The 23,635-nt window shown below is 61.9% G+C and carries 22 protein-coding genes and 1 tRNA gene; 8 read left to right on the top strand and 15 right to left on the bottom strand.

All coding sequences use genetic code 11. The features are described from left to right. Positions 1–75 precede the first annotated feature (75 nt). From HKD31_RS03010 to HKD31_RS02990, 5 genes are read right to left on the bottom strand one after another with little or no spacing between them, the layout of a single operon-like run. Complete coding sequence (locus HKD31_RS03010; protein WP_194263648.1) at positions 76–588, bottom strand: molybdenum cofactor biosynthesis protein MoaE; 513 nt, start codon at positions 586–588, stop codon at positions 76–78. Continuing rightward, on the bottom strand, positions 585–1,424 hold the full coding sequence (locus tag HKD31_RS03005; protein WP_194263649.1) for an NTP transferase domain-containing protein: 840 nt from the start codon (positions 1,422–1,424) through the stop codon (positions 585–587). The genes HKD31_RS03010 and HKD31_RS03005 overlap by 4 nt, the downstream gene beginning before the upstream one ends. Next, a complete protein-coding gene (moaC, locus tag HKD31_RS03000) occupies positions 1,421–1,903 on the bottom strand; it encodes a cyclic pyranopterin monophosphate synthase MoaC (protein ID WP_194263650.1) in 483 nt (160 codons plus the stop codon). The genes HKD31_RS03005 and moaC overlap by 4 nt, the downstream gene beginning before the upstream one ends. Positions 1,904–1,948: 45 nt before the next feature. Further along, positions 1,949–2,983, bottom strand: a complete 1,035-nt coding sequence (gene moaA / locus HKD31_RS02995) for a GTP 3',8-cyclase MoaA (protein ID WP_194263651.1) — start codon at positions 2,981–2,983, stop codon at positions 1,949–1,951. Next, the gene (locus HKD31_RS02990; protein WP_194263652.1) at positions 2,973–4,169 is read right to left on the bottom strand and encodes a molybdopterin molybdotransferase MoeA; all 1,197 of its coding nucleotides are present in this window, start codon (positions 4,167–4,169) and stop codon (positions 2,973–2,975) included. The genes moaA and HKD31_RS02990 overlap by 11 nt, the downstream gene beginning before the upstream one ends. 168 nt (positions 4,170–4,337) lie before the next feature. On the opposite strand from HKD31_RS02990, the gene HKD31_RS02985 reads away from it, so the two are divergent. Together HKD31_RS02985 and HKD31_RS02980 are read left to right on the top strand one after the other, a co-directional pair. After that, positions 4,338–5,309 (top strand): XdhC family protein, encoded by a 972-nt coding sequence (locus tag HKD31_RS02985; RefSeq protein WP_194263653.1) that lies wholly within the window; start codon positions 4,338–4,340, stop codon positions 5,307–5,309. Continuing rightward, positions 5,306–5,902 carry a nucleotidyltransferase family protein gene (locus HKD31_RS02980; RefSeq protein ID WP_194263654.1) on the top strand — a complete coding sequence of 199 codons (597 nt, stop codon included), beginning with the start codon at positions 5,306–5,308 and terminating at the stop codon, positions 5,900–5,902. The genes HKD31_RS02985 and HKD31_RS02980 overlap by 4 nt, the downstream gene beginning before the upstream one ends. A gap of 34 nt (positions 5,903–5,936) precedes the next feature. Here HKD31_RS02980 and HKD31_RS02975 read toward each other — a convergent pair whose 3' ends face one another. From HKD31_RS02975 to rplM, 3 genes are all read right to left on the bottom strand, one after another. Then, complete coding sequence (locus HKD31_RS02975; RefSeq protein ID WP_194263655.1) at positions 5,937–7,016, bottom strand: branched-chain amino acid aminotransferase; 1,080 nt, start codon at positions 7,014–7,016, stop codon at positions 5,937–5,939. A gap of 242 nt (positions 7,017–7,258) precedes the next feature. Continuing rightward, complete coding sequence (rpsI, locus tag HKD31_RS02970; protein ID WP_062496006.1) at positions 7,259–7,750, bottom strand: 30S ribosomal protein S9; 492 nt, start codon at positions 7,748–7,750, stop codon at positions 7,259–7,261. Positions 7,751–7,760: 10 nt separating this feature from the next. Next, positions 7,761–8,234 carry a 50S ribosomal protein L13 gene (rplM, locus tag HKD31_RS02965; RefSeq protein WP_011252036.1) on the bottom strand — a complete coding sequence of 158 codons (474 nt, stop codon included), beginning with the start codon at positions 8,232–8,234 and terminating at the stop codon, positions 7,761–7,763. 327 nt (positions 8,235–8,561) lie between these two features. On the opposite strand from rplM, the gene HKD31_RS02960 reads away from it, so the two are divergent. Then, complete coding sequence (locus tag HKD31_RS02960; RefSeq protein WP_194263656.1) at positions 8,562–9,968, top strand: hypothetical protein; 1,407 nt, start codon at positions 8,562–8,564, stop codon at positions 9,966–9,968. Then, entirely contained in the window at positions 9,965–10,888 is a 924-nt protein-coding gene (locus tag HKD31_RS02955; RefSeq protein ID WP_194263657.1) for an SDR family oxidoreductase, read from the top strand. Before HKD31_RS02960 ends, HKD31_RS02955 begins: the two co-directional genes overlap by 4 nt. Positions 10,889–10,919: 31 nt before the next feature. Here HKD31_RS02955 and HKD31_RS02950 read toward each other — a convergent pair whose 3' ends face one another. Further along, the gene (locus tag HKD31_RS02950) at positions 10,920–12,341 is read right to left on the bottom strand and encodes a mannose-1-phosphate guanylyltransferase/mannose-6-phosphate isomerase (RefSeq protein WP_194263658.1); all 1,422 of its coding nucleotides are present in this window, start codon (positions 12,339–12,341) and stop codon (positions 10,920–10,922) included. Positions 12,342–12,575: 234 nt separating this feature from the next. Here HKD31_RS02950 and HKD31_RS02945 point away from each other — a divergent pair, with 234 nt between their 5' ends. Then, positions 12,576–13,508 (top strand): DMT family transporter, encoded by a 933-nt coding sequence (locus tag HKD31_RS02945; RefSeq protein WP_194263659.1) that lies wholly within the window; start codon positions 12,576–12,578, stop codon positions 13,506–13,508. 33 nt (positions 13,509–13,541) lie between these two features. On the opposite strand, the gene HKD31_RS02940 is transcribed toward HKD31_RS02945, so the two are convergent. Both HKD31_RS02940 and HKD31_RS02935 read right to left on the bottom strand, forming a co-directional pair. Then, positions 13,542–13,617, bottom strand: a tRNA-His gene (locus HKD31_RS02940). A gap of 101 nt (positions 13,618–13,718) precedes the next feature. Further along, positions 13,719–14,582: an SDR family oxidoreductase gene (locus HKD31_RS02935; RefSeq protein ID WP_194263660.1), complete on the bottom strand. Its 864-nt coding sequence runs from the start codon at positions 14,580–14,582 to the stop codon at positions 13,719–13,721. A gap of 223 nt (positions 14,583–14,805) precedes the next feature. Here HKD31_RS02935 and HKD31_RS02930 point away from each other — a divergent pair, with 223 nt between their 5' ends. The 3 genes from HKD31_RS02930 to HKD31_RS02920 all read left to right on the top strand — a co-directional run bounded on the left by HKD31_RS02930 (position 14,806) and on the right by HKD31_RS02920 (position 18,222). Further along, positions 14,806–16,260: a SulP family inorganic anion transporter gene (locus HKD31_RS02930; RefSeq protein ID WP_194263661.1), complete on the top strand. Its 1,455-nt coding sequence runs from the start codon at positions 14,806–14,808 to the stop codon at positions 16,258–16,260. A gap of 91 nt (positions 16,261–16,351) precedes the next feature. Then, positions 16,352–16,987, top strand: a complete 636-nt coding sequence (locus HKD31_RS02925; protein WP_228120132.1) for a hypothetical protein — start codon at positions 16,352–16,354, stop codon at positions 16,985–16,987. Positions 16,988–17,061: 74 nt separating this feature from the next. Further along, a complete protein-coding gene (locus HKD31_RS02920; RefSeq protein ID WP_194263663.1) occupies positions 17,062–18,222 on the top strand; it encodes an OpgC family protein in 1,161 nt (386 codons plus the stop codon). A 7-nt stretch (positions 18,223–18,229) separates the two neighbouring features. Here the strand turns inward: HKD31_RS02920 and hflX are convergent, their stop codons facing one another. The 4 genes from hflX to HKD31_RS02900 are packed head-to-tail and all read right to left on the bottom strand — an operon-like array spanning position 18,230 to position 23,572. Continuing rightward, positions 18,230–19,543 carry a GTPase HflX gene (hflX, locus tag HKD31_RS02915; protein ID WP_194263664.1) on the bottom strand — a complete coding sequence of 438 codons (1,314 nt, stop codon included), beginning with the start codon at positions 19,541–19,543 and terminating at the stop codon, positions 18,230–18,232. Then, positions 19,540–19,794 (bottom strand): RNA chaperone Hfq, encoded by a 255-nt coding sequence (hfq, locus tag HKD31_RS02910; RefSeq protein ID WP_062447393.1) that lies wholly within the window; start codon positions 19,792–19,794, stop codon positions 19,540–19,542. The genes hflX and hfq overlap by 4 nt, the downstream gene beginning before the upstream one ends. 48 nt (positions 19,795–19,842) lie before the next feature. Further along, the gene (gene ntrX, locus HKD31_RS02905; protein WP_062495990.1) at positions 19,843–21,255 is read right to left on the bottom strand and encodes a nitrogen assimilation response regulator NtrX; all 1,413 of its coding nucleotides are present in this window, start codon (positions 21,253–21,255) and stop codon (positions 19,843–19,845) included. Next, on the bottom strand, positions 21,245–23,572 hold the full coding sequence (locus tag HKD31_RS02900; RefSeq protein WP_228120172.1) for a sensor histidine kinase NtrY-like: 2,328 nt from the start codon (positions 23,570–23,572) through the stop codon (positions 21,245–21,247). The genes ntrX and HKD31_RS02900 overlap by 11 nt, the downstream gene beginning before the upstream one ends. Positions 23,573–23,635: the final 63 nt, after the last annotated feature.

Genomic DNA, 23,635 nt, shown 5'->3' with positions numbered 1-23,635 from the left:
ATTGAGAATGATTTGCAATTACAACTTAAAAACGCTCCGCAGGGCATAAAGATATGGTCCCGCGGAAACGCTCAGTCAGTGATGATGGTGGCCGCAGCTTCCATGATCGTGGCCGTGGTCATGATCGTGATCATGCGTCCCCGTCTCCGAGGCACGCGGAGCAGTCTGGCAGTGATGGCAGGCCACCCATTCGGCATCCCCGTCCAGATAATGTTCCTTCTTCCAGACAGGCACCCGGTGCTTGATCTCGTCGATGATGTAGCGACAGGCCCGGAACGCCGCATCCCGGTGAGGCGCCGAGACCCCGATCCAGACCGCGACATCCCCGACTTTCAGGCTTCCCGTGCGGTGCATCGCCACGGCCTGGCTGATCTCGAAACGCTCCAGAGCCTCGGCCACGATCCGCTCGCCTTCGAGCTGGGCCAGCGCCTCATAGGATTCATATTCCAGACCATCCACCGGACGGCCCTCGTTCCTGTTGCGGACCCAGCCTTCAAACGTACAGAACCCGCCTGCCTCGGCCAGATGAAGATCCTCACGCAGCACGTTCAGATCCACGGGCGCGGACGCCATGCGAAAGCGGCTCATCCGCCCGTCACCGGCGGAATGAACACGATATGGTCCCCGTCCTTCAGAGTCTGTGTCCAGGGCGCAAAATCGCCATTGATCGCTACACGAAGCTTCGAGGCTTCGAACGGAAAAGCGTATTTCTCACGCAGTTCCTCGTAAAGCGGCCCCACGGTCGCGAAGGCGGTCTCGAGCGACTGCTCCCGCGTTCCGGCAAGCTCCCGGAGCTGTGCGAAATATTCCAGTGTCAGGCGAATCATCGGCCCTCCCGGCAGATCCTTCAGGCGCCGGGCCGCATCGTCGCGTTCCTCCGGCGTATTGATGTTATCGAGCGCACCGCGGCTATGCGGTTCCAGCAGCTTCGTCGGACTGTTGATCAACAGCTTGCGCGGACAGATGCGCCCACCCGCAACCTGCTTTTCCAGACGATCAAGCGCTTCCGGCTCCCAGATGGCACAGAGCGGTTCGGGCAGACCGTCATGCTCGCTGCGATAGGACACGGCGACATGCTCTCCATCCCGCGCGGCAATCAGGGTGTCGAGCGTGCCGCGATCCAGCATCGGCAGATCACAGGCCAGAACCAGCCAGGCCACATCCGGATAAGCCCGATGGGCCGACAGCAGACCCGCTGCCGGTCCGTCAACGTCTACCGTATCAACGATCTGTGGAAAGCTGGACCGCAGTGGGTCGGACGCCTGATCCGGCCTCACTGAAACAAAACACCGGTCCACAACAGGTGTCAGAACCTCGAACGCCGCCTGAAGCTGCGGTTTGCCGTGATAGTCGAGCGCGGCCTTGTCCGTTCCCATGCGTTTGCTGGCACCGCCCGCAAGGATCAGGCCGTAAAGTGGTGTCATGATTCAATCCGCTGGAAGTCGCGCTTACCGCCGGCCTTGCCCATCAGCCTGACCTCGCGGATGACCATGTCATGGGACATGGCCTTGCACATGTCGTAGATCGTGAGCGCGGCCACGGACGCGCCTGTCAGCGCTTCCATTTCCACGCCCGTGCGCCCCTTGCACGAAACCCGGCAGTCGATCACCGCTTCATCACCTTCGATCGTGATGTCCACCCGACAACCACTGAGCGAGAGCGGATGACACAGCGGGATCAGTTGCGACGTCGATTTCACGCCCATCACGCCCGCAATCTGCGCCACGGTCAGCACCGCACCCTTGGCCGTCATGAAACCGGCTTCAGACAGGGTCCGCGCCATCTCGGACGGGAAAACCAGACGCGCCTGGGCATGAGCGCTGCGTTCCGTCACATCCTTGCCGCTGATATCGACCATGCGCGGATCCTCGCCGCGCTCGTTGACATGGGTGAGCGTCTTCATCGTCTTCGATCTCCCGGTCTGGTCACCGAATTCTGGCCACCGATTCTAGCCGCCGATATAGTTCATCTCGATGCGGCGTCGTGCGGGCGCATCCGAAGAGGCAGCCCGTTCCTCACTATACCTGTCCGTCCGGCGGCGCCACACCCCGGCCAGTAGGTCGCGCAGGGCTGCGTCGTCCGCATCGCTGCGTAAAAGCGTGCGCAGATCCGTTCCTTCCGAAGCAAACAGACAGGTATAAAGCTGCCCTTCCGACGACAGACGCGCACGGGAGCAGTCTCCGCAGAATGGTGCCGTGACGGAAGAAATGAAGCCGACTTCCCCAGCCCCGTCGCAATAGCGGTACCGCTGGGCCACTTCCCCACGATAATGCGCATCCACGGGTTCGAGCGGCCAACAGGCGTCAATCCGTTCGCGCAGTTCACGCGACGGGACAACCTCCGAGCGCTCCCAGTGATTGCGCGTCCCGACATCCATATATTCAATGAAGCGCAGCACGACGCCGCTATGACGGAAGCGTTCGGCCAGAGCCTCGACACCCGCATCGTTCAGTCCACGCTGGATGACGGTATTAAGCTTCACGCCGCCTGAAAATCCGGCCTGCGCGGCGCTGTCAATCGCATCCAGAACCGGCTCAAGCTGCGCCCGGCCACCACTCATCCGTGCAAAAACGGCCGGATCCAGACTGTCGAGGCTGACCGTCACGCGGTTCAGCCCGGCCTCTTTCAGATCCCGGACATGCCGTTCCAGCAGGACGCCATTGGTGGTCAGGGCAATATCTTCCACGCCTTCAATGGCGGCCAGACGCGCCACGAGTTCCGGCAGTTTCGGACGCAGAAGCGGCTCCCCACCCGTCAGCCGCAGCTTGCGGACGCCGAGCGAAACCGCCACACGCGCCACACGCTCGATCTCGTCGAAGCTCAGGCGCTCTTTCGGTTCCAGAAAGCGGAAATGCTCGTGATAGGTCGCTTCCGGCATGCAGTAGGGGCAGCGGAAATTGCAGCGGTCCATGACGGAAATCCGCAGGTCATGGAGCGGACGGCTGAAGCGATCGGTCAGAACAGGCGTCTGGTTACCAGCCATGAAACATCGCAGCTGTTCCACGGGGGGCCACACCTTCACCGCGCGGCAGTTCCACAAATCCGTCCGTAGATGCCAGGAAGCTGAAATCGCCAGAGGTCGGCATGGGGCACGGTGTTGCGAGAGCCTGTCCCGTAGCGTCATGGCGGACTTTGACCGGCAGGAAACGGGTCAGCGTCGGGATCAGATCGGCCTCTGCATCGAGCATGACCGTGTAAGGCTCGGGACGACACAGCCCCTGCCCGGCCAGAAGCATCGGCATGACGTAACGCACGCCGCAGGTCGTGGCAGACACCGGATTGCCCGGCAGACCGAACACCCGCTGCCCTTCGGGGCCAACGCCGAACCAAAGCGGCTTGCCCGGACGCTGTGCCACCTTATGGAAGACCCGCTCCACCCCGATTTTCGACAGCGCCTTAGGGACATGATCGAACGCTCCCATCGACACGCCGCCGCTCAGGATCAGGACGTCATGACGCGAGAGCTGTTCGCGCAGGGCCACGATCGTCTCCGCGAGATCATCGGGTACGACGGACCGTTCGATGCAGTTGAAGCCGCATGACAGCAGAGCACCCGTCAGGGCGTATTCATTGGAACGCCGGATCTCCCAGTCCCGTACCGGTGCGCTGACATCCACAAGTTCATCGCCCGTGGCCACAATCCCGATGGACGGAATCCGCGATACGCTAACCTGGGCATGACCATTTCCCGCCAGAACAGCGAGGGCGGGGCCATCAAGACGCTGACCTGGCGCGAGAAGCTCCGTTCCCGCCGCACAGTCGGAACCCCGGCGATGAATGAACTGCCCCTTGCGCGGCTCATAACCCTCTTCAAAGCGGATCAGCCGACCTTCCCGGACGAGACGCTCCACCGGAAGAACCGTATCCGCCCCCTCAGGCAGAACGGCCCCTGTCATGACTTCAAGACAGACATGTCCTTCCGGAAGCGGCTGCCCCGGCGCCCCGGCACGCTGGATTCCGTGCGACACCAGCGTTGGACCGCTCCCGTGGCGGAAGGCAATGCCGTCCATCATTACCCGGTCATAAGGCGGCTGGGCGCGTTCGGCGCGGATTGGCTGCTGGAGGATACGCCCGGCCGCCATCGTCAGATCAACCGTCTCGGTCCCGAAGCTGCCGGCATAATCCAGCACAAGCTCCATGGCCCGTGTAACGCTCAGGAGTTCACTCATTTCCGCTCCGGTCGCTGCCGTGTCTGTTCCGCTGGCTGAATGCCGACGCTGTATTCCCTGCCGATATAGACCTCATGGCCTACGGATCAACAGTCTGAGGGTGAAAGGGTATGTCATAATCGTCTTTGGCGTTACCCTTATGCCACCAAAGAGCATCAGGACCCCTCCATGACGGCCGCGGCACAGTTTTCTCCCCTTCCCCAGTGGCCGCTTTATGGCCTGACAGACGATTTGTTTCCCACACTGGAACGCTGGTCCGCTGAGGGGAAACGCGCCGCCCTCGCAACGCTGGTCAGTATCACCGGCTCTTCCCCGCGTCCGCTGGGGAGCGAAATGGCGATCTGCGAGGACGGTGAAGTTCAGGGCTATGTGTCCGGCGGCTGCGTGGAAGCTGCCGTGCGCGCAGAGGCCCTGGAGTGCCTGAAAGACGGACAGCCACGGATGCTGGATTATGGCGCGGGCAGTCCGGTTCTGGACATCCAGCTCACCTGCGGCGGCCGCATCGGGATTTTCGTGCGGCCCGTACCGGACCTTCCTGCCCATGTCGCAGCCCTCAGAGCGGCCCGGGAGAACCGCAGGCCGGTCACGCTCCTGACTGATCTCAACACGGGCAACATGCGGTTCTGCGAGGAGGCACACCCCACCGGAAACGAGGCCGGTCGCTTCTTTCGTCAGTATCTGCCGCCCCTGCGCCTGATCCTCTCTGGCGGGGATCCCATTACGCTTGCGCTCCTGAGCCTGTCCGGCCTCATGGGACTCGAGACTATCCTGCTCCGGCCCTACGGCCCCCCCGAACCGCCGCCCGGCCTCTCGCCAGCACGCTATATCCGCGGGAGTCTGGACGCCGCCCTTCCCACGCTCTCACTCGATCGGTGGACGGCCGTCTACAGCCTGACGCACGACGCTCTTTCCGACCTGACTCTCACAGCCCATGCCCTGAAATCCGAAGCATTCTGCGTCAGCATTCTCGGAAGCAGGCGCAAGATTCCGGGCCGGCTTGAAGCCCTCAGGGCAGCCGGGGTCCCGGAAGAGGCATTCAGCCGCCTGCACCTGCCAGCGGGACTGGAAATCGGCGCCCGGACCCCGATGGAAATCGCGCTCTCCATCCTGACCCAGATGATCGCGACACGGCCCCGATGAAACGCCATTCCGCCCTTCTTCTGGCCGCGGGGGGAAGCACCCGTCTCGGCCGCCCCAAACAGCTTCTGAGCATCGGCGGTGTCCCTCTGGTGCGATATGTCGCCCGGCTCCTGCTGGCAACACGACCGGAGCATCTTGTTGTCGTGACGGGCGGTGCTGAAGCCGCGATACGGCAGGCCCTTGCAGGGCTCGATGTCGTTCTGGTTCGGAATGAAGACTGGCAGACCGGCATGGCATCATCGCTCAGATGCGGTCATCAGGCGCTCGCCGGGAGCAGCCTCCCGCTCCTGATCGCCGGAACTGATCAGCCCTGCCTGACCGAACGGCATCTTCATGGTCTTCTGGAACAGGACGCCGACGGGAAAGATGTCATCACGTCTTATGGCGAAGACGGGCGGGGCATTCCGGTGCTGCTGAGCCCGGCAACACAGCAGCGTATCCAGGGCCTGCAGGGCGATACCGGCCTGCGGCAACTCTGGAAGAACACGCAAACTGCGCCGATCTGCGTCTGCGCGCCCGAACTCGGCTTCGATATCGACACGCCGGAGCAGCTTGATGCTGCGGTTCGTGCCGGCTGGATCGACCGGGACTGAAAAGCCGGGTCCTTACGAACCCGGCTGGCAGGCGTCAGGAAATACGGTGGATCCAGCCATGGACGTCGTTCGTCCGGCCGCCCTGCACATCCGTCAGGGCCTTCTTAAGCTGCTGCGAGACCGGGCCAGGCGTCTTGCCGTCACCGAACACGGCTTCACCCGTCGGACGCACGAATTTTCCGATCGGCGAAAGAACCGCCGCCGTGCCGCAGGCGAAGGCTTCCGTGTATTTGCCCGAAGCCGCACCCGAGAAAAGCTCGTCGATATCGACTGGCTCTTCAAGCACCTCGATCCCCTGATCGGCGGCAAGCTGGATCAGGCTGTTGCGGGTGATGCCACGCAGGATGGTGCCACCCAGCGGCGGGGTGACGATCTTGCCGTCCTTGCGCACGAACATCACGTTCATGCCGCCCATTTCCTCAACGAAGCGACGCTCGCGCGCATCAAGGAACAGAACCTGGTCGCAGCCCTTGTCCTTGGCTTCGGCCTGGGCAATCAGGCTGCCGGCATAGTTACCGCCACACTTGGCTTCACCCGTGCCACCGATGGCAGCGCGCGTGTAGTGTTCGGACACCCAGACGGATACACAGCCAGAGCTGAAATAGGCGCCGACCGGGCAGGCGATGACGATGAACAGGTATTCCGTCGCCGGCTTCACGCCCAGGAACACTTCGTTGGAGATCATGAACGGACGCAGATAAAGGCTCTGTCCCTCACCGGACGGCACCCAATCCTGATCCACGCGTACCAGTTCATCCACGGCCTGAACAAACAGATCTTCCGGCAGCTCGGCCATGCCCATGCGACGGGCAGAGGCGGCAAAGCGAGACGCATTGGCTTCGGGGCGGAAGGTGGCGACATGGCCGTCCTTCTCACGATAGGCCTTCATGCCTTCGAAGATCTCCTGCCCGTAATGCAGGACCGTCGATGCCGGATCAATGCTCAGCGGGCGACGCGGCGTAATCTTCGCATCATGCCAGCCCTTGTCAGCGGAGTAGCTGATGAGAGCCATGTGATCGGTGAAAACACGCCCGAAAGCCGGGTTGGCGAGCAGTTCGGTCCGCTTGACGGGATCGGTCGGGGTTTCGGTCTTTTCAATGATGAAGGGCGTCATGGGGAAAACATCTTCCGCAGATTCTGGTCTCAAAAACAGCGGCTGCACTCTGCCATACATGCTTCCCGCTGGCGATATAGAAAGTTTGTTTCGTTTAAAATTTATTTATTGAAATTAAAATCCGTCATAGCGATGATTTTTGGTTTTTTATTCACAGGCAGGCGCATGGCACCCGAAATCAGCCACAAAAAAACCCGGCCATTTCTGGCCGGGCTTTCCGCCGTTCGAAAAGGCTGAAAAAATCAGCGCTTCGAGAACTGGAAGGAACGACGTGCCTTCGCACGGCCGTACTTCTTACGCTCGACAATACGGCTGTCACGCGTCAGGAAGCCGGCAGCCTTCAGGATGCCACGCAGGCTCGGCTCGTAATACGTCAGTGCACGGGAGATACCGTGACGGACAGCACCAGCCTGACCGGACAGACCGCCACCGGTCACCGTGCAGTACACGTCGAACTGGTTGTAGCGGTCGGAAATCAGGAACGGCTGCGTCAGAAGCATGCGCAGAACCGGACGGGCGAAATACGTCGTGACCGGACGGCCATTGACGATGATGTCACCCTTGCCAGGCTTGATCCACACGCGGGCCACGGCGTCCTTACGACGGCCGGTTGCGTAGGAACGGCCCTGGGCATCACGCTTGACTTCGTGAACCGGGGCAGCGTTGGAGGTAACGGCAGGAGCAACGCTCGCAAGGTCCTGCAGCGTGCCGGTGCGCTCTTGGGTCTCGGACATGATACAGGCCTTACGACTCGTGGGTTACGGTGTTTTTGCGGTTCATCGCAGCAACGTCCAGCTTGACAGGCTTCTGGCCGTCATGCGGATGCTCGGAACCGGCATAGACATACAGGTGCTTCATCTGGGCGCGCTGCAGAGGACCACGGGTGATCATGCGCTCGACGGCCTTCTCGACAACTTCACCCGGGTTCTTGCCCGTGAGACGCTGCGTGATGGTGCGCTCCTTGATACCACCCGGATGACCCGTGTGGTAGTGGAACAGCTTCTGGCCAACCTTGTTGCCCGTCAGAACGACCTTCTCGGCGTTGATGACGACGATGTTGTCGCCGCAATCAACGTGCGGGGTGAACTGCGGCTTGTGCTTTCCGCGCAGGCGGGTGGCGATGATGGTGGCGAGACGGCCGAGAACGAGCCCTTCGGCGTCGATCAGCACCCAGTTCTTCGTCACCTCCGCTGGCTTCAGCGAACGTGTGGTCTTCATTAGTGACATTCCAGCTTGGGGCACGACCCTCAGGCCGCACCGTGGATGGCGCTTGCAGCGAAAACGGTGCCCGAAAGCACCCTCTTCTCCGGCGAAGCGGATCAGGTGGGGCCTTATTGCCGTCCTCAGCGCGCGCGTCAAGCCCCGTTCACACATTGAATTATGTGATTCGCAGGAGTTTTCCGCCATTTTCAGCTATATGGTATCCCGTTACCGCAACAAAAGCGACGTCTGCATTGCCCCATGTCGCGACAATGGTATCCTGCCGCAACACAGACCGTTCGCGCCCGACGCCTGTGCGGGGCCGTTTCAGACAGGAACATCAACGTGAAAAGACCCTGGCTCACGGCGAGCCTGATTTCGGTAACGGCCGTGATCGGCATGGCCGGCGTTCACCACGAAGCCCACATGGAGCTGGTCCGCGGCCTTTCAAGCTTCCGCGCGGCTCTCCCGCCCGGGACGACATTCACTTATGGAAGTGCACACCCGGCCATTCTCTCGCTGGGCGCGACCCTGACCGACATCACCCTGCGGGACGGATCACTCACCCTGCGCGCCTCCCGGATGCGGCTGGGCCATCCCCGCCCGACGCCGGATGGTGGCCTCTCCATCCGCGCCGTCGAAGTCCGCGAACCGTTCCTTCAGACGCCGACGCAGATCATCCATGGCAGCACGCTCAGCCTGCGCCAACTGGTTCTGCCGCCCTCCCGGCCCGCAACGGACGGCCATTCCCGAATCGATCCCGCACATATCGCTCTCGCGCACGGACAGATCGAGCAGCTTTCGGTCCAGAACCTCGTCCCCTCGCCCTCACCCGGCCCGATCAATGTACACAGCCTGTTTTCCGGTCGTCTCACGCTGGACAACTACGGCCCCGCCCTCGTCACGACGCTCCGCACCGAAGGGTCGACCATCGCATACGAGCGGACCGTTCACGCCCCCGGTCAGGAGCCGCAGCTTGTCAGCGGACAGGCCAGTCTGGAGCGGCTTGACCTGAGGCAGAAGGATCTCGCCGCCCAGGTTGCAGCCCTGTGGGACCACCATCCCCTGCCGCCGCACATGGCCCCACCCGAGAGTTTTGCGGCCCGCAATTTCAGGCTGAGCATGACATCAGGCACAATCCGGCTCGATGAACTGCACGGGACGGGAACGCTGGAGAACCAGACCGCGACCATGACGCAGGATCTGAAGGGCTTTCATTTCCAGAGCGACGAGAAGCTGCCCTTCCCGATCAACGGCGCTGGGTCGACCGCCCATTCTGTCCAGATCTCGAATCTGGACGATCACACGTCCCAAACGGACGCGTCCCTCACGGTCCCGGGTTTCATGACCCTGACGGCCAGTGCCCGGACCGTTCAGACGGATTTTGCGCAAGGTCATTCCTCACCGCAGCAGATGCTCCAGTCGACGGCCCTGCAAAACGTGAGCTTCTCACTGAAGGGAGACAGGCTTCTCGATACCGGATTCGTCCTGTCCGCCCGGCAGGCCGGGAATGGCATGACGGCGGACCAGCTCCGCCAGCAGGCTGCGCAGGTCCTGCAGACGGCCCTTTCCGTCAATCCGGCCCTGAGCGCGATTCCGGATTATGTCGCTAATCCGGCTGGCCGCACCCTGACGGTAACCTATGCTTCCGGAACGCCCGTCTCCCTCCGGGTCCTCAATGACGCCTTCTCTTCCCCGGCCTCGATGCTGGCATTTCTCGCTTCCCCCGATCTGAAGGCTTCCGCGCAATGACGACCGGAAACATCCCAAACCCGTCATCGCCTGCGAAAGGCCCGGTCTGCATCATCGGCGCCAGCGGCCGCTCAGGATCCGCGCTCTGCCGCGCGCTTCTGGCTGAAGGCCAGAAGATCATTGCCGTCGTGCGCAGCCAGGGCAATCTCGCGCCAGACATCGCAGAAGCCTGTCAGGCCGTGCGGATCGCTGACCTTACGGACAGCGCCACGCTGGCCTTGGCGTTCGAAGATGCGGCGGTTGTCGTCAACACTGCCCATGCGCGCCACCTGCCCGCCATTCTGGCCGCTACGAAAGCCCCTATCGTAGCGCTGGGCAGCACCCGCAAGTTCACGCGCTGGCCCGACGATCACGGACGGGGTGTTCTCGCAGGCGAAGCGGCCCTCAAGGCCGACGGGCGCCCGTCGATCATTCTTCATCCGACCATGATCTATGGTGCCCAGGGCGAAGACAATGTGCAGCGGCTGGCGAAGCTGCTGGAACGTCTGCCCGTCATCCCGCTTCCTGGCGGCGGCCGTGCCCTCGTGCAGCCCATCGACCAGCGGGACGTCACGCGCTGTCTGGTCTCGGCCATACATCTGATCCAGAACGGAGACGTCACGGGGCCGGAGAGCATCGTGATTGCCGGTCCGACGGCGGTGGCTTACCGGACATTCGTGCGCATGGTGCTGTATTTCGCGGGGCTTGGCGGCCGTCCCATCGTCTCACTGCCGGGATGGATGCTCATGGCGCTGTCTCATCTGACGCGGCATATCCGCAGACTGCCGCAGATCGCGCCGGAAGAAATCCGCCGCCTTCTGGAAGACAAGAATTTCGATGTCAGCTCGATGGAACAGCGTCTGGGCGTCACGCCCGTTCCGCTCGCCAACGGGCTGCACCATCTGTTTGGAAACCGAACCCACCAGAAACAGGAGCCCTGATCCGCGCAAGGATCAGGCCCTCCGGTCCGCATCAGTTCCGGGAATAGACGTCCTCGATCCGGACGATATCGTCTTCGCCCAGGTAAGGACCGGACTGCACCTCAATAAGGGTCAGCGGAATCCGCCCCGGATTCTCAAGCCGATGCACACAGCCCAGCGGCAGATAAATGCTCTCGTTTTCACGCACCATGATCTGCTCGGCATCACGGGTGACAACTGCCGTGCCCCCCACGACAACCCAGTGCTCGGCGCGGTGGAAATGCTTCTGTAGCGAGAGTTTCTGGCCTGGCTCAACCACGATCCGCTTGACCTGGAACCGGTCCGCTTGGATCAGGCTTTCATAGAAGCCCCACGGACGATACATGCGGTTATGGGCCACGGCTTCCCTGCGGCCAGCCTTCTTCAGACGGCTGACCATGTGCTTGACGTCCTGCGCCCGGTCACGATGCGAGACCATGACGGCATCCTGCGTCACGACGACGATCAGATCTTCCACACCGGCGACCGTGGCCACGATTCCGTCCGAGCGGACATAGCAGTTGCGCGCGTCATCGAGGAAAACATCCCCGAACGTCGCATTGCCCGCTTCATCCTTGGACGTCAGCTCCCACAGCGCATCCCAGCTACCGATATCCGACCAGCCGAATGTTCCCGGCACCACGGCCGCCCGTTTCGTCCGCTCGGCTACGGCATAATCCACGGAAATATCCGGTGCCTGACGGAAGCTCGCATCGTCCAGCCGGTCGAAATCAAGATCGCTCCGGCGGCCCCGGACGGCCTGCCCGACATGCTCGTGGATCGCAGGCTCGAAGGTCTGGATCTCGGAAAGGAAAACACCGGCCTGGGTGACGAACATGCCGGAATTCCACAGATACCGCCCATCACGGAAAAATGCTTCGGCCGTCACGGCATCCGGCTTCTCGACAAAACGCGAGACTTCATAAACGCCTTCAAGGCCAGAAAGGGGCGCACCACTCTCGATATAGCCATAGCCCGTCTCGACGCGTGTAGGCTTCATTCCGAACGTCACGATCCGTCCCTGGGCTGCTGCGGCAACAGCATGTTCAAGCGCGGAGTAGAGAGCTGCCTCATCGGTAATGGCCGCATCCGCAGCCATGATCCACAGAATGGCGTCCGGATCCGTCTCGGCTACCAGGAACGCGGCTGCAGCGATGGCCGGGGCGGAATTACGGCCCACGGGTTCGAGGACGATCCGGGCGTTTTCAACCCCGACATCCCGCAGCTGTTCCGCGACGATGAAGCGGTGCTCGGCATTACAGATCACGATCGGATCCGCCAGCCCTGCCCGCGCGCCGCGCAGCGCCGTTTCCTGGATCAGGGTATGTTTCGACAGGAGAGGCCAGAACTGCTTGGGGTAGCTGCTGCGCGAAACCGGCCACAGACGGCTGCCTGATCCACCGGAGAGAATGACTGGAACGATCTTCTGGGACATGGGGGCTTACGCTTTTTCATCCACAAGATGGGGGCCATACGGCTTCCCCGAAGGGGGCGCATCCTACATGAAGGTCGCGACCTTTCCAATTTCACCTCCAGGCCCCTTCCTGCTCTCAATAATGAACGGAGCATCAGAAAAGATGATTCCGGGAATCTGAAACATTGACTGTCAGCGCAAGCAGGTTTCCTTATCTTCGATGGGAATCAGCTTTACCCGCGGAGAAACAGACTCATGAAACAGAATATTTTCTCCTCCGGTATTCTTCTGGCGCTCCTGGGCTATGCCGCCTTTTCTATCAGCGATGCCTGCTCAAAAGGACTTGCGGGGCATCTGGATCCTTTTGAAGTCGCGTTTTCAGGCGGCGTCTTCGGATTCATTCTCCTGCCTTTCATTCGCCGCCCTGACGAACCCTATTCCGACATTTTCGCGACGACCCGCCCGGGGATGTGGATTCTGCGCGCGGTTTCGACATTCGTCTCGACGGCCGCGAGCGTCATGGCCTTCATGCTGCTGCCAATGCCAGAAGCCCTTTCGCTCATGTTCCTGATGCCCTTCTTCGTCACCATCATCTCCGTGACGATCCTCAAGGAAAAGGTCTCGTTCTGGACGTGGCTGTCCGTCGCGGTCGGATTTCTCGGTGTGCTGATCGTCCTGCGACCCGGCGCACGGACGTTCCATCTGGGCCATGCCTGCGCCATCGTCGCAGCCCTCGCCAATGCCAGCAGCGTCGTGGCCTACCGGCTGGCGGGAGATGGGAGCGCCCGACTTTCATTGTTCGGATCAAGCCTGTTCGGCCCGCTGATCGGCGACGGACTGCTCATGATCGCCCATGCATCCTGGCCCCATGGCTGGAAAGTCTGGTCCATCCTGTTCGGCTACGGTTTTCTCGCCGCCCTGGGTCAGCTTTTCATGATGATGGCCACAGCCGTCGCCCCTGCGAACCGTGTGGCACTCCCGCAATACAGCCAGATGGTCTGGGCGGTGGCGTTCAGCTACCTGCTGTTCAAGCAGCCGCTGGACAACTGGACTTTCGTGGGGATTGTGGTCGTCACGCTCTCGGGCATGCTGAACTGGATCCGCCAGAAACTGCGCTTCGAGCGTATGGCGCTGGAAGAACACTGGGAACACAGACATCACCAGCGGGCTGATGTCGCAAAACCCTGAGGGCAATATTCAGTTTTTCTGGGAAAGGATTGCTGGGGCGAATGACGGGGATCGAACCCGCGACAACCGGTACCACAAACCGGCGCTCTACCAACTGAGCTACATCCGCCACACAGCGACGCATTCTCTAGAGGAAGGTTGGGGCTGTCGTCCAGTCCTTTGACGCAATTTTTTTTACGCCACGGATTTTTCTGGCAAACCCGTTCCGGCTCAGATTATCGGAGTGCCCCCGGTGACGGCAATCGTGGCGCCCGAGACGTAGCTGGCGTCATCACTGGCCAGGAAAACATATGCCCCGGCTAGTTCCGCGGGCTGCCCCGGACGCTTCATCGGCGTATCAGCGCCAAAGCGTTCCACGTGTTCGACATCCATGGTCGCAGGAATCAGCGGTGTCCAGATCGGGCCGGGAGCGACCACGTTGGAACGAATTCCCTTCTCACCCAGCAGCTGGGCCAGACCGCCGCTGAAGTTCTGGATGGCGCTCTTGGTTGCGGAATAGGCCAGAAGCTTCGGCTTGGGCTGATCGGCATTGACCGAAACCGTATGGATCAGCGCCCCACCCCGCGGCATGTGCGGCAGGGCCAGACGCGACAGGCGGAATGCAGAGCCGGCATTGATATCGAACGTCTTGTCCCATTCCTCCTCACTGACATCCGCCAGTGAGGACCGTTCAATCTGAAAGGCCGCGTTGTTCACGAGAATGTCGATCTGTCCGAACTCAGCGACCGTCCGGTCCACCAGTTCGGCGCAGACATCCCTATCCCGCAGGTCGCCGGGAACAAGGAGGACGCGCCGTCCCGCCTTGCGGATCCAGGATTCGGTTTCACGGGCATCGTCCATTTCCTCAGGCAGGAACGACAGAACGACATCCACGCCTTCCCGCGCAAACGCGATCGCAACAGCCCGGCCGATACCGGAATCCCCACCCGTGATGATCGCGATCTTTCCGCGCAGACGGTCATGGCCGACATAGCTCTGCTCACCATGGTCGGGCTTCGGCGTCATGAGGGATGTCTGGCCGGGAATATGATCCTGATGCGGGGTGTTGAACGGCGGCGCGGGATAGTTGGCCATGGTATGCTCCGGATGAAGGAAGATCTGTTCCACCCCAACGCAAAAACGTTGCCCGCTGTTCAATTCGCGCGGAGAACATCCCCCTCCGAAGCCCATTCCTTCCACTTCAGGTTCATTCCAGACCTTCAATCCTGAACCGAGCCGGGTTACACTGGGTTCACCATTGCCGCGCCGGGCCTGAATACGTCGCACCCTGTTCACGCCCTGCCTGCAAGGATCCTTCATGACCCCCGCTCTCTATCGTCGCCAGTGGGCACAGAACCCGCTGCGCGAAGTGCTGGCCGGGATGGTCGGCACCTTTGCCCTCATCCCCGAGGTCATTGCCTTCTCCTATATCGCCGGCGTCTCCCCGGCCGTCTCGCTGTTCGCGTCCTTCGTCATTTCGGTCTCGATTGCCATTTTCGGCGGACGTCCGGGCATGATTTCCGGTGCGGCCGGTTCGGTGGCTCTGGTCGCGGCACCGCTGGTGCACGCTCACGGCGTACAAGCCATGCTGCTCGCTACGCTGGTGGCCGGTGCCTTTCAGGTCGTGTTCGGGCTGCTGCGTCTTCAGGCCGTCATGCGGTTCGTGCCAGCCGAAGTCCGCACCGGCTTCGTCAATGCTTTGGCCATCATGATCTTCTCCGCACAGGTGCCGCAGATGCTGGGCGTGACCTGGCACACCTATGCTCTGATCGCGCTGGGCCTTGTCATCATCTATTTGCTGCCCCGTCTGTCGGATGCCATCCCCTCGCCGCTGATCTGCATCGTCATTCTGACCGCCATCACGATGCTCCACCCGATGCCGGTTCATACGGTTTCTGATCTCGGCGATCTGCCGACAGGACTGCCCGGCCTGACCTCCCCGCATATCGCCTTGAACTGGACCACATGGTCGGTCGTGCTGCCTTACGCGTTGGCCATGGCTGCCGTGGGCCTGCTGGAATCCATGATGACGGCTTCTGTTGTCGATGACATCACCGACACCCATGGCGACCAGCGCATGGAATGCACGGGCCTCGGTATTTCCAACATTCTCGTCGGCGCATTTGGCGGCATCGCGGGCTGCGGCATGATCGGTCAGACCGTCGGCAACCTGCGCTATGGTGGTCGCGGACGCCTGTCCACCTTCACGGCAGGCGCGTTCCTGCTGGCCCTCATGGTGCTGCTGCATCGCTGGGTCGGGCAGGTTCCGATGGCGGCCCTCGTCGCCATCATGATCATGGTTTCCGCCAGCACGTTCTCCTGGAGCAGCCTGCGCGATCTGACCCGCCATCCGCGCCTGTCCAGCCTGACCATGCTCGTCACCGTCGCCGTGGTTGTCATGACCCACGATCTGGCTGCAGGCGTGGCAGTTGGTGTCATGCTCTCGGGCGTATTCTTCGCCTGGCATGCCGCAAAGCTCCTGCGCGTCACAGAAGAGCGGTCGGGCGAGACACTGACATACCGGGCCTCCGGACAGGTCTTTTTCGCATCCGCAGACAGCCTGTCCGATGCCATCGACTACCATACGGATGCAAAAACCGTGGTTCTCGACCTGAGCCATGCCCGTTTCTGGGACATCACCTCGGTGCAGGTTCTGGAAAAGATCATCGGCAAGCTCCAGTCTCACGGCCATACAGTCGAAGTCACGGGGCTTCATCACGACCAGCACGGCATCATCGCCACGCAGTCGAATGAGAGCCTGCTCGCACTGTAAGGCTCAGCGGGAGCTGAAATCGCGAAACCGTGCGGATGCCTGACTGTTATAGCGGCATCCCCGAGCGGCCCGGAGAGACGCATTGCGCAGCATGATTGATTTCAGTTCCTGGCACAGCCTGCTCGCCACCCTGATCGGGCTGGCGCTTTTCACGCTGATTGGCGTCGGCATCCGTCTGCTGACGATGCTGACCATCCAGCAGCGCCGGGAGCGGATGAATCGCCAGATCAACGAGCGGCTCCGCGTGCTGATGGGCGCCTATCGCACGCTGGGCGGTTCGTTCACCGGCACTCTGCTTGTGGATCCGACGCACAAGCGGGATCTGGGACCTGACCAGCTTTCCGGCTCGGATCGCAACCGCCGCATCCGCGATACCGTCGAAGCCGCGCTGTCCGACATCATCCTGCTTGGAACGGAAGAACAGGTCCGGCTGGCGGGCCGCGCAGCGGCGGAGCTTGTGGCCGGACGCCCTGTCCCTACCCATGATCTGGTGGTGTCCCTGCGCAATTTCATCCGCAAGGCCCTGGACCTTGAAAGCCTGCCCTCCGATCTCGTCTTGCCTGAACAGGGGCCTGCCCGCCCCTCCTCAAACGGCGGAAACAAGGGAGATGGCAAGGAAGGCGGAAAAGGCGGCGGCGGAGGGGGTGACGGGGGTGGAGGCATGGGTGTGCAGGGCGGAATGAACCCGGGCCTGCATCATTCGGAGACGGACAGCCACAGTCTGTAATTCCGTCCAATCTTTAATCTGACCGTAACCTGTCACACATACCCCTGCCCCCGCACTGACGATAAGAAGAGGTCATGGAGCCGCCCCAACAGCCCCCATCAACTTTAGCGCGCAAGAGCTCCCGCGACCACCGCGTGGATGCGCTGCGCGGCATCGCCCTGTTGATGATGCTCGTGGATCACGTTCCCGATGATCTGCTCAACCGCATCACCATCCGCAATTTCGGCTTCGCGGACGCGGCTGAGATCTTCGTCATGCTGGCGGGCTATGCGTCCTATCTGGCCTATGGGCGCCTGATCGACCGTCAGGGCTGGAAAACCGGCATCCATCGTATCCTGGCCCGATGCCTCAGACTGTATCTGTACCAAACCGGCATGACGCTGGTCTTCGTCTGGACCGTTCGCCAGTGGCGGCACTACCAACCGCTGCCCGAATACACGATCGAACCCCAGCTCGCGCACGGTTATAGCTGGCTGTGGCGCATCCTGACCTTCGACGCCTTGCCGAGCTATCTGAACATCCTGCCGCTTTATGTCGTGCTTCTGGCACTGTTTCCGGTGATCTACTGGCTTCTGAAGCGCAGTCTGTGGCTGCTTGTCGCTCTCAGCGTGGCTATCTGGGCCGTCGCCAATCTTGATCCCCATATCACCATCCCCAACTGGCTTGATCCCACGGGCTGGTATCTCAATCCGTTCGGCTGGCAGTTCCTGTACATTCTGGGAATTCTGGGTGCCGTCTGGGCCTCAAAAAACAACGGCGATCTGCCCTATCGTCCATGGGCCAAAGCCGTGTGTCTGGCCTATCTCGCCGGCGCTTTCGTGCTGTGTTTCCCATACGAATACTGGCACATGCCGTTCTTGAGGATTTTCCCCGCTCCACCCAATACGGGCAAATCCACGCTGGCCATCTGGCGCCTGCTGGACATCATGGCGATCTTCTATCTGGTGCAGTCTTCCAAGGCCCTGCGTCGCATTTCCGCCGACCGGGTAGGCCAGAGCCTGGCCCTGCTGGGCCGGAACTCACTGGAGGTGTTCGCCTGCAGCACGGTGCTGGACCTGCTGGGGCGGCTGATGTTCGCCAGCTTTGGCATTAATCTTTGGGAGCAGCTCGTCATGAACGTGGTCGGGCTCGGGCTGACCTATGCGCTGGCCGTGCCACTGGATCGCGCCCGCCAGCGCGCCAAAGCGGCCCGTGTCTCTTCAGGCGCGGCACCCGCGGTGCCAGCGCCCAGATAGAGGGTTTTCAGGCTTCCGGCGGCACAAGCCGATCCGGGTGCAGCAGTTCGAACCGCTCCAGATCCGCCGAAAAAAGACGGACCTGCACGTCCATCCCATCTTCCCGATCCGTCCGCCCGACCACTTCACCATGCTGGTAAAGCCACGCCAGTGCCGCGCCATCCGTAATCGGCAGACGCACATCCACAGACTTCATCGATCGCGTGAGATACTGGTCCAGAATCTCGAACAGATCCGGCAGTCCCTCGCCCGTGATGGCGGAAATCGCCACAGCATTCTCACGCTTCGGCACGGCCTCGACACCGCCGACCAGATCGGCCTTGTTCAGCACTTCAATCGTGCGGTCCGGCCAGTGCGCGTCGAGCATCCCGTCGCGCACCATGCCGTCCAGCACGTTAAGCACATCCGCACGCTGGGCTGCGCTGTCAGGATGTGAAATGTCACGCACATGGAGGATCACGTCGGCCTGCGCCACTTCTTCGAGCGTCGCACGGAAGGCCGCGATCAGTTCTGTTGGCAGTTCACTGATGAACCCCACCGTGTCGGACAGGATCACATTACGACCCGATGGCAGGCGCAGTCCGCGCATGGTTGGGTCCAGCGTGGCAAAAAGCTGGTCCTGCGCATGGACGGATGCACCCGTCAGGGCATTGAACAGCGTGGACTTGCCGGCGTTGGTGTAGCCCACAAGGGCCACGACCGGGAACGGCACGCGCTTGCGGGAGTCACGATGCAGTCCGCGCGTCCGGCGCACCTGTTCCAGTTCTTTCTTGATCTTGCCGATCCGCTCGGCCAGCATCCGGCGATCCGCTTCCATTTGCGTTTCACCTGGACCACCAAGGAAGCCAAAACCACCGCGCTGACGCTCAAGATGGGTCCACAGCCGCACAAGCCGCGAGCGCTGGTATTCCAGATGGGCCAGCTCGACCTGAAGCACACCTTCACGGGTTGCCGCGCGCGCACCAAAGATATCCAGAATCAGCCCCGTCCGGTCCACAACTTTGCAGCCCAGAGCCTTTTCGAGATTGCGCTGCTGACCGGGAGAGAGACGCGCATCAATGACGACCACATCCACGTTATCCAGCTTGACCGCCTCGGCCAGCTGCTCGACCTGACCGCTTCCCAGCAGGGTGGCAGGACGGCGCGCGCGCAGCAGAATGGCCGCCTGACGCACCACGACCAGCCCGATCGATGCCGTCAGCCCGACCGCTTCCTCAAGCCGCGCATCGGCCGCGCGGATTTCCTCCTGCGGTCCCGACTTCTCCCAGGGCAGGATGACGGCCGCACGGGTTGCGGGTTTTTTGGTGTCGAAACCGCTCAAAGTTCTTCTTCCACAAAATGGGACATGGCCGCCACCGGCATGATCGTGCTGACGGCGTGTTTGTAGACAAGCTGCACATGGCCATCACGACGGAGCAGCAGGGTGTGCGCATCGGACTGGGCAACGATGCCCTGAAGCTTCACGCCGTTGACCAGAAAGACGGTCACGGACGCTTCGGTTCTGCGCAGATGGTCGAGGAAAACCTCCTGCACGGCACGGGAGCCGGCAGAAGAGGAAAGTTCTGAAGTCACGCTGTTAACAGTCGAGAGAAGGAAAAGGGAAAAAGAGGGTTCGACATCTCAGCCACTCACCGGGGTGGAAGATGCGGCATTGCGCTCTTCATTCGTCGTCACCCCAAGCTGCTTGAGCTTGCGGTGCAGCGCACTGCGCTCCATGCAGACGAAGCTGGCCGTCCGGCTGATATTGCCGCCAAACCGCATGAGCTGCACCTGAAGATACTGCGTCTCGAACAGGTCCCGCGCCTCCCGCAGCGGCAGACTCATGACATCCGCTCCGGAATTGAGACGCGTCATCGAGGGCGCACCCTGGCTGATGGTGGCCGGCAGCATGTCCGCCCGGATCGGATCGTTGCCCGTCCCCGGCATCATGATCAGCAGCCGTTCCATCAGATTGCGCAATTCACGCACATTGCCCGGCCATTCATAGGATTGCAGCGCGGCAAGCGCATCCACGGAAAGCTCCCGGACCGGAAGGCCGGAAGACTGCGCGCAACGCTCCAGGAAGTGCCGCGCCAGACCGGGAATATCCTCGCGCCGTTCGCGCAGGGACGGAATGCGCAGAGGGACAACCGCAAGGCGGTAATACAGGTCTTCGCGGAACCGGTGCGCGGCGATCTCCGACTGGAGATCCCGGTTGGTGGTGGCGATGACACGGATGTCCACTTTCACCCGCGTATTGCCGCCCAGACGCTCGAATGTCTGGTCCTGAAGCGCACGGACGATCTTGCCCTGCGTCTCGGGCGGCATATCCGCGACCTCGTCCAGCAGAAGCGTCCCGCGATGGGCCCGCTCCAGCACGCCGCGGCGCATCGGCTGGCCGTCTTCGCCTTCAAGGCCGAAGAGTTCTTCTTCAAAGCGGTTCGGTGCCAGTGTTGCGCAGTTCAGGGCAATGAAGGGCCCTTCCGCACGGCGGGAGCGCGCATGGATCATGCGGGCCGCGACTTCCTTGCCCGATCCGGCCGGACCGCTGATCAGCACGCGGGAATTGGTGGGGGCAACACGCTCGATCTGGGCGCGAACGGCCGAAATGACGGCGCCGTCCCCCGACAGCGTCGTCTCCGGACCGGCCCGCAGACGCAGTTCCGCATTTTCCCGCCGCAAACGCGCGGCTTCCAGCGCACGGCGCACCACGACCAGAAGCCGGTCCGACTGGAACGGCTTCTCGATGAAATCATAGGCCCCGAGCTTGAGGCTGGACACCGCCGTCTCGATGGTTCCATGACCCGAAATCATCAGCGTCGGCAGACCCGGCTCCTCGGTCTGGAAGATCTTGAGCAGTTCGATCCCGTCCAGCCGGGATCCCTGAAGCCAGATATCCAGAATCGCCAGCGACGGACAATGCGCACGGAAGAGTTCGAGCGCCTGATCTGAATTGGCGGCCGTGCGGGTCTTGTAGCCCTCGTCGTTCAGAATGCCCTCGATGAGAAACCGGATGTCCGGTTCGTCATCGACGATCAGGATCTCATGTTCCATCTGCTATCCTCATGGTCTGAAGGTCCATTCCGCCCAAAACATGGCTCTCCTGCTCCCATAACGGCAGGGACAGGGTGACACGCGTTCCCCGCTGCCTGGGCGAGGCGCCGCGGGACTGGTCTGGTTCCCGATCAGTGAGCTGAAGCATCCCGGAATGGTCCTCCATGATCTTCTTGACGATCGCAAGGCCGAGGCCGGTGCCCTTCGCCTTGTGGGTTACATAAGGCTCGGTCAGCCGGTGGCGTTCCACCGTCGGCAGGCCGATCCCGTCATCTTCTATGTCTAGCAGGACATGCCCGCCGTGAATGTGCAAGCCCACCACAATGTGTCCAATTGGCTGCACTACCTGTCCCGCTGGCTGCCCGGACGCATTTTCTCCCGGTTTTCCGCGGCCTGCCATACTAATGGCATCAGCGGCATTCTGCAGAAGGTTTGTCAGGGCCTGGCTGATAAGTCGCCGGTCACAGCGCACGATCGGCCCTGAAGGGGGCAGTCCACTCGTCTCGAACACGATTTCGGGATGAGCGTTCCGCTGGAGCACCAGCGCCTCCCGGCACAGGCGCGAGAAGTCTTCCGGCTGCATGACGGGCTGCGGCATCCGCGCAAACGCCGAGAACTCGTCAACCATGCGTCCGATATCGCCCACCTGCCGCACGATCGTGTCCACAAGCTGGGTATAGGTCTCGGGATCGGAGTGGATTTCCTTGAGGAATCGTCGCTTGAGACGCTCCGCAGCAAGCTGGATCGGGGTCAGAGGATTCTTGATCTCATGCGCCACACGCCGTGCCACATCCGCCCAGGCGGCCTTACGCTGTGCGGACTGAAGATCCGTGATGTCATCGAAGGTCACGACATAACCCGCGACGTCCTGCCCCCGCAGCTCCGCCACGACCCGCACGAGAAGCGTCCGCCCCGCCCCCGCCCCCGCGCCTTCACCCGGTCCACCCGGACGCTGCGCGCCCTCCGTGTCCACCTGGATTTCAGCGGTATGAACGCGTTCCGGCGCCATGCGCGCGGCTTCCAGAAGACCCGAGAACTCCGGAACCCGATCCGTCAGCTTCATCCCGATGGCCGGCTGGAGATCGCGCTGGAGCACGCTGGACGCCGCGCGATTGGGCAGTTCGATGACCTGCATCCGGTCCAGCCCGATCACACCAGCCGAAACGCCTGCCAGCACGGTCTCGGTAAAGCGCCGGCGCTCGTTGATCTGGTCATAGGCCTGCATCAGTTCGGAGCGCTGGCTTTCGAGCTGGTCCGTCATGCTATTGAAAGCGCGGGACAAGCCCGTCACTTCATCGTCCTTGTCCTGCCCCGCATCGTCGGGGACCGGAACCCGCACACCCAGATCGCCCTTGGAAATCCGCTGGGCTGCCAAAATGAGCAATCCGAGCGGGTTGGCGATACGATTGGCCAGCGCCAGCCCGGTCAGCATCCCGACGGCCAGAACCAGCAGCCCCATCAGGGCGAAAATGACCGCGAACAGGACCTGCGTCTTGCCGCGATTGGTAATCAGCCGCTGGTAATCCGCCACCAGCGTATCCGTGCGGCGCATGTGTTCCACGACATCCGGATCGACCGGGCGCGTGATGACCAGCATGAGGCCCGAATTGCCCCCCAGCGCCACCACGGCGCGCACTTTCCGCTGATCCGGCCGGTCAAGGATGACCGCCTCGCCATGCTGGGCCAGTTCGACAACCGATTTCGGCGGCAGAGGTGGCGCCGTCGTCATATCCGCGTCGCTGCCCAGAAGACCACCGACCGCCAGAACCTTGTACGTCAGCGGATCGAAGACTTCCGCATCCGTCAGGCCACGCTCGGTGACTTCATCGTCCAGGAATTCCTGAAGACGTGCGGGGTCGTGGAAAAGATCGGTCCCACGCGAGAACAGTTCATCGTTCTGGACGGTGATCAGTGTGTTCGCGAGCGCGAAAGCCTCTGTCCGGGCATTGTCATTGTGTTCGCGCAGATATCCGACCGCGACCGAACGCGCCTCGTTCAGCGCATCATTCACGCGGTTGGAGAACCAGATTTCCACGCCATAATGGAAGAACAGCGTCGCCACCGCGCCCACCACGATGGTCGGAGCGACCGCCACGATGCCGAACAGTGTAATAAGCCGCACATGCAGGCGTGCACCGGCCAGACCGAGCCTGCGTTCGGCCAGCATCCGCCCGATCTGCACCACGGCCGCTGCCGCGATCAGCATGAGCATGATGAAGTCGAGCAGGAAGACAATCGCCTGCACCTGCGGGCGATGCGCCAGAGACATGCCCCCCGACAGTACGACGAACGTCGCAAAGGCGAGCACCAGCGCCATGACTGTCAGAAGAACCGCCCCATTGGCACTCGTCAGCCTTGCAAACAGGCGCCTCAGGGAAGG

Origin of the sequence: Gluconobacter potus (assembly GCF_015244705.1) — a bacterium.
Classification (GTDB): Bacteria; Pseudomonadota; Alphaproteobacteria; order Acetobacterales; family Acetobacteraceae; genus Gluconobacter; species Gluconobacter potus.
Note: the sequence above shows the minus strand (reverse complement) of the source record. Positions and strands in the feature narration are given on the sequence as shown.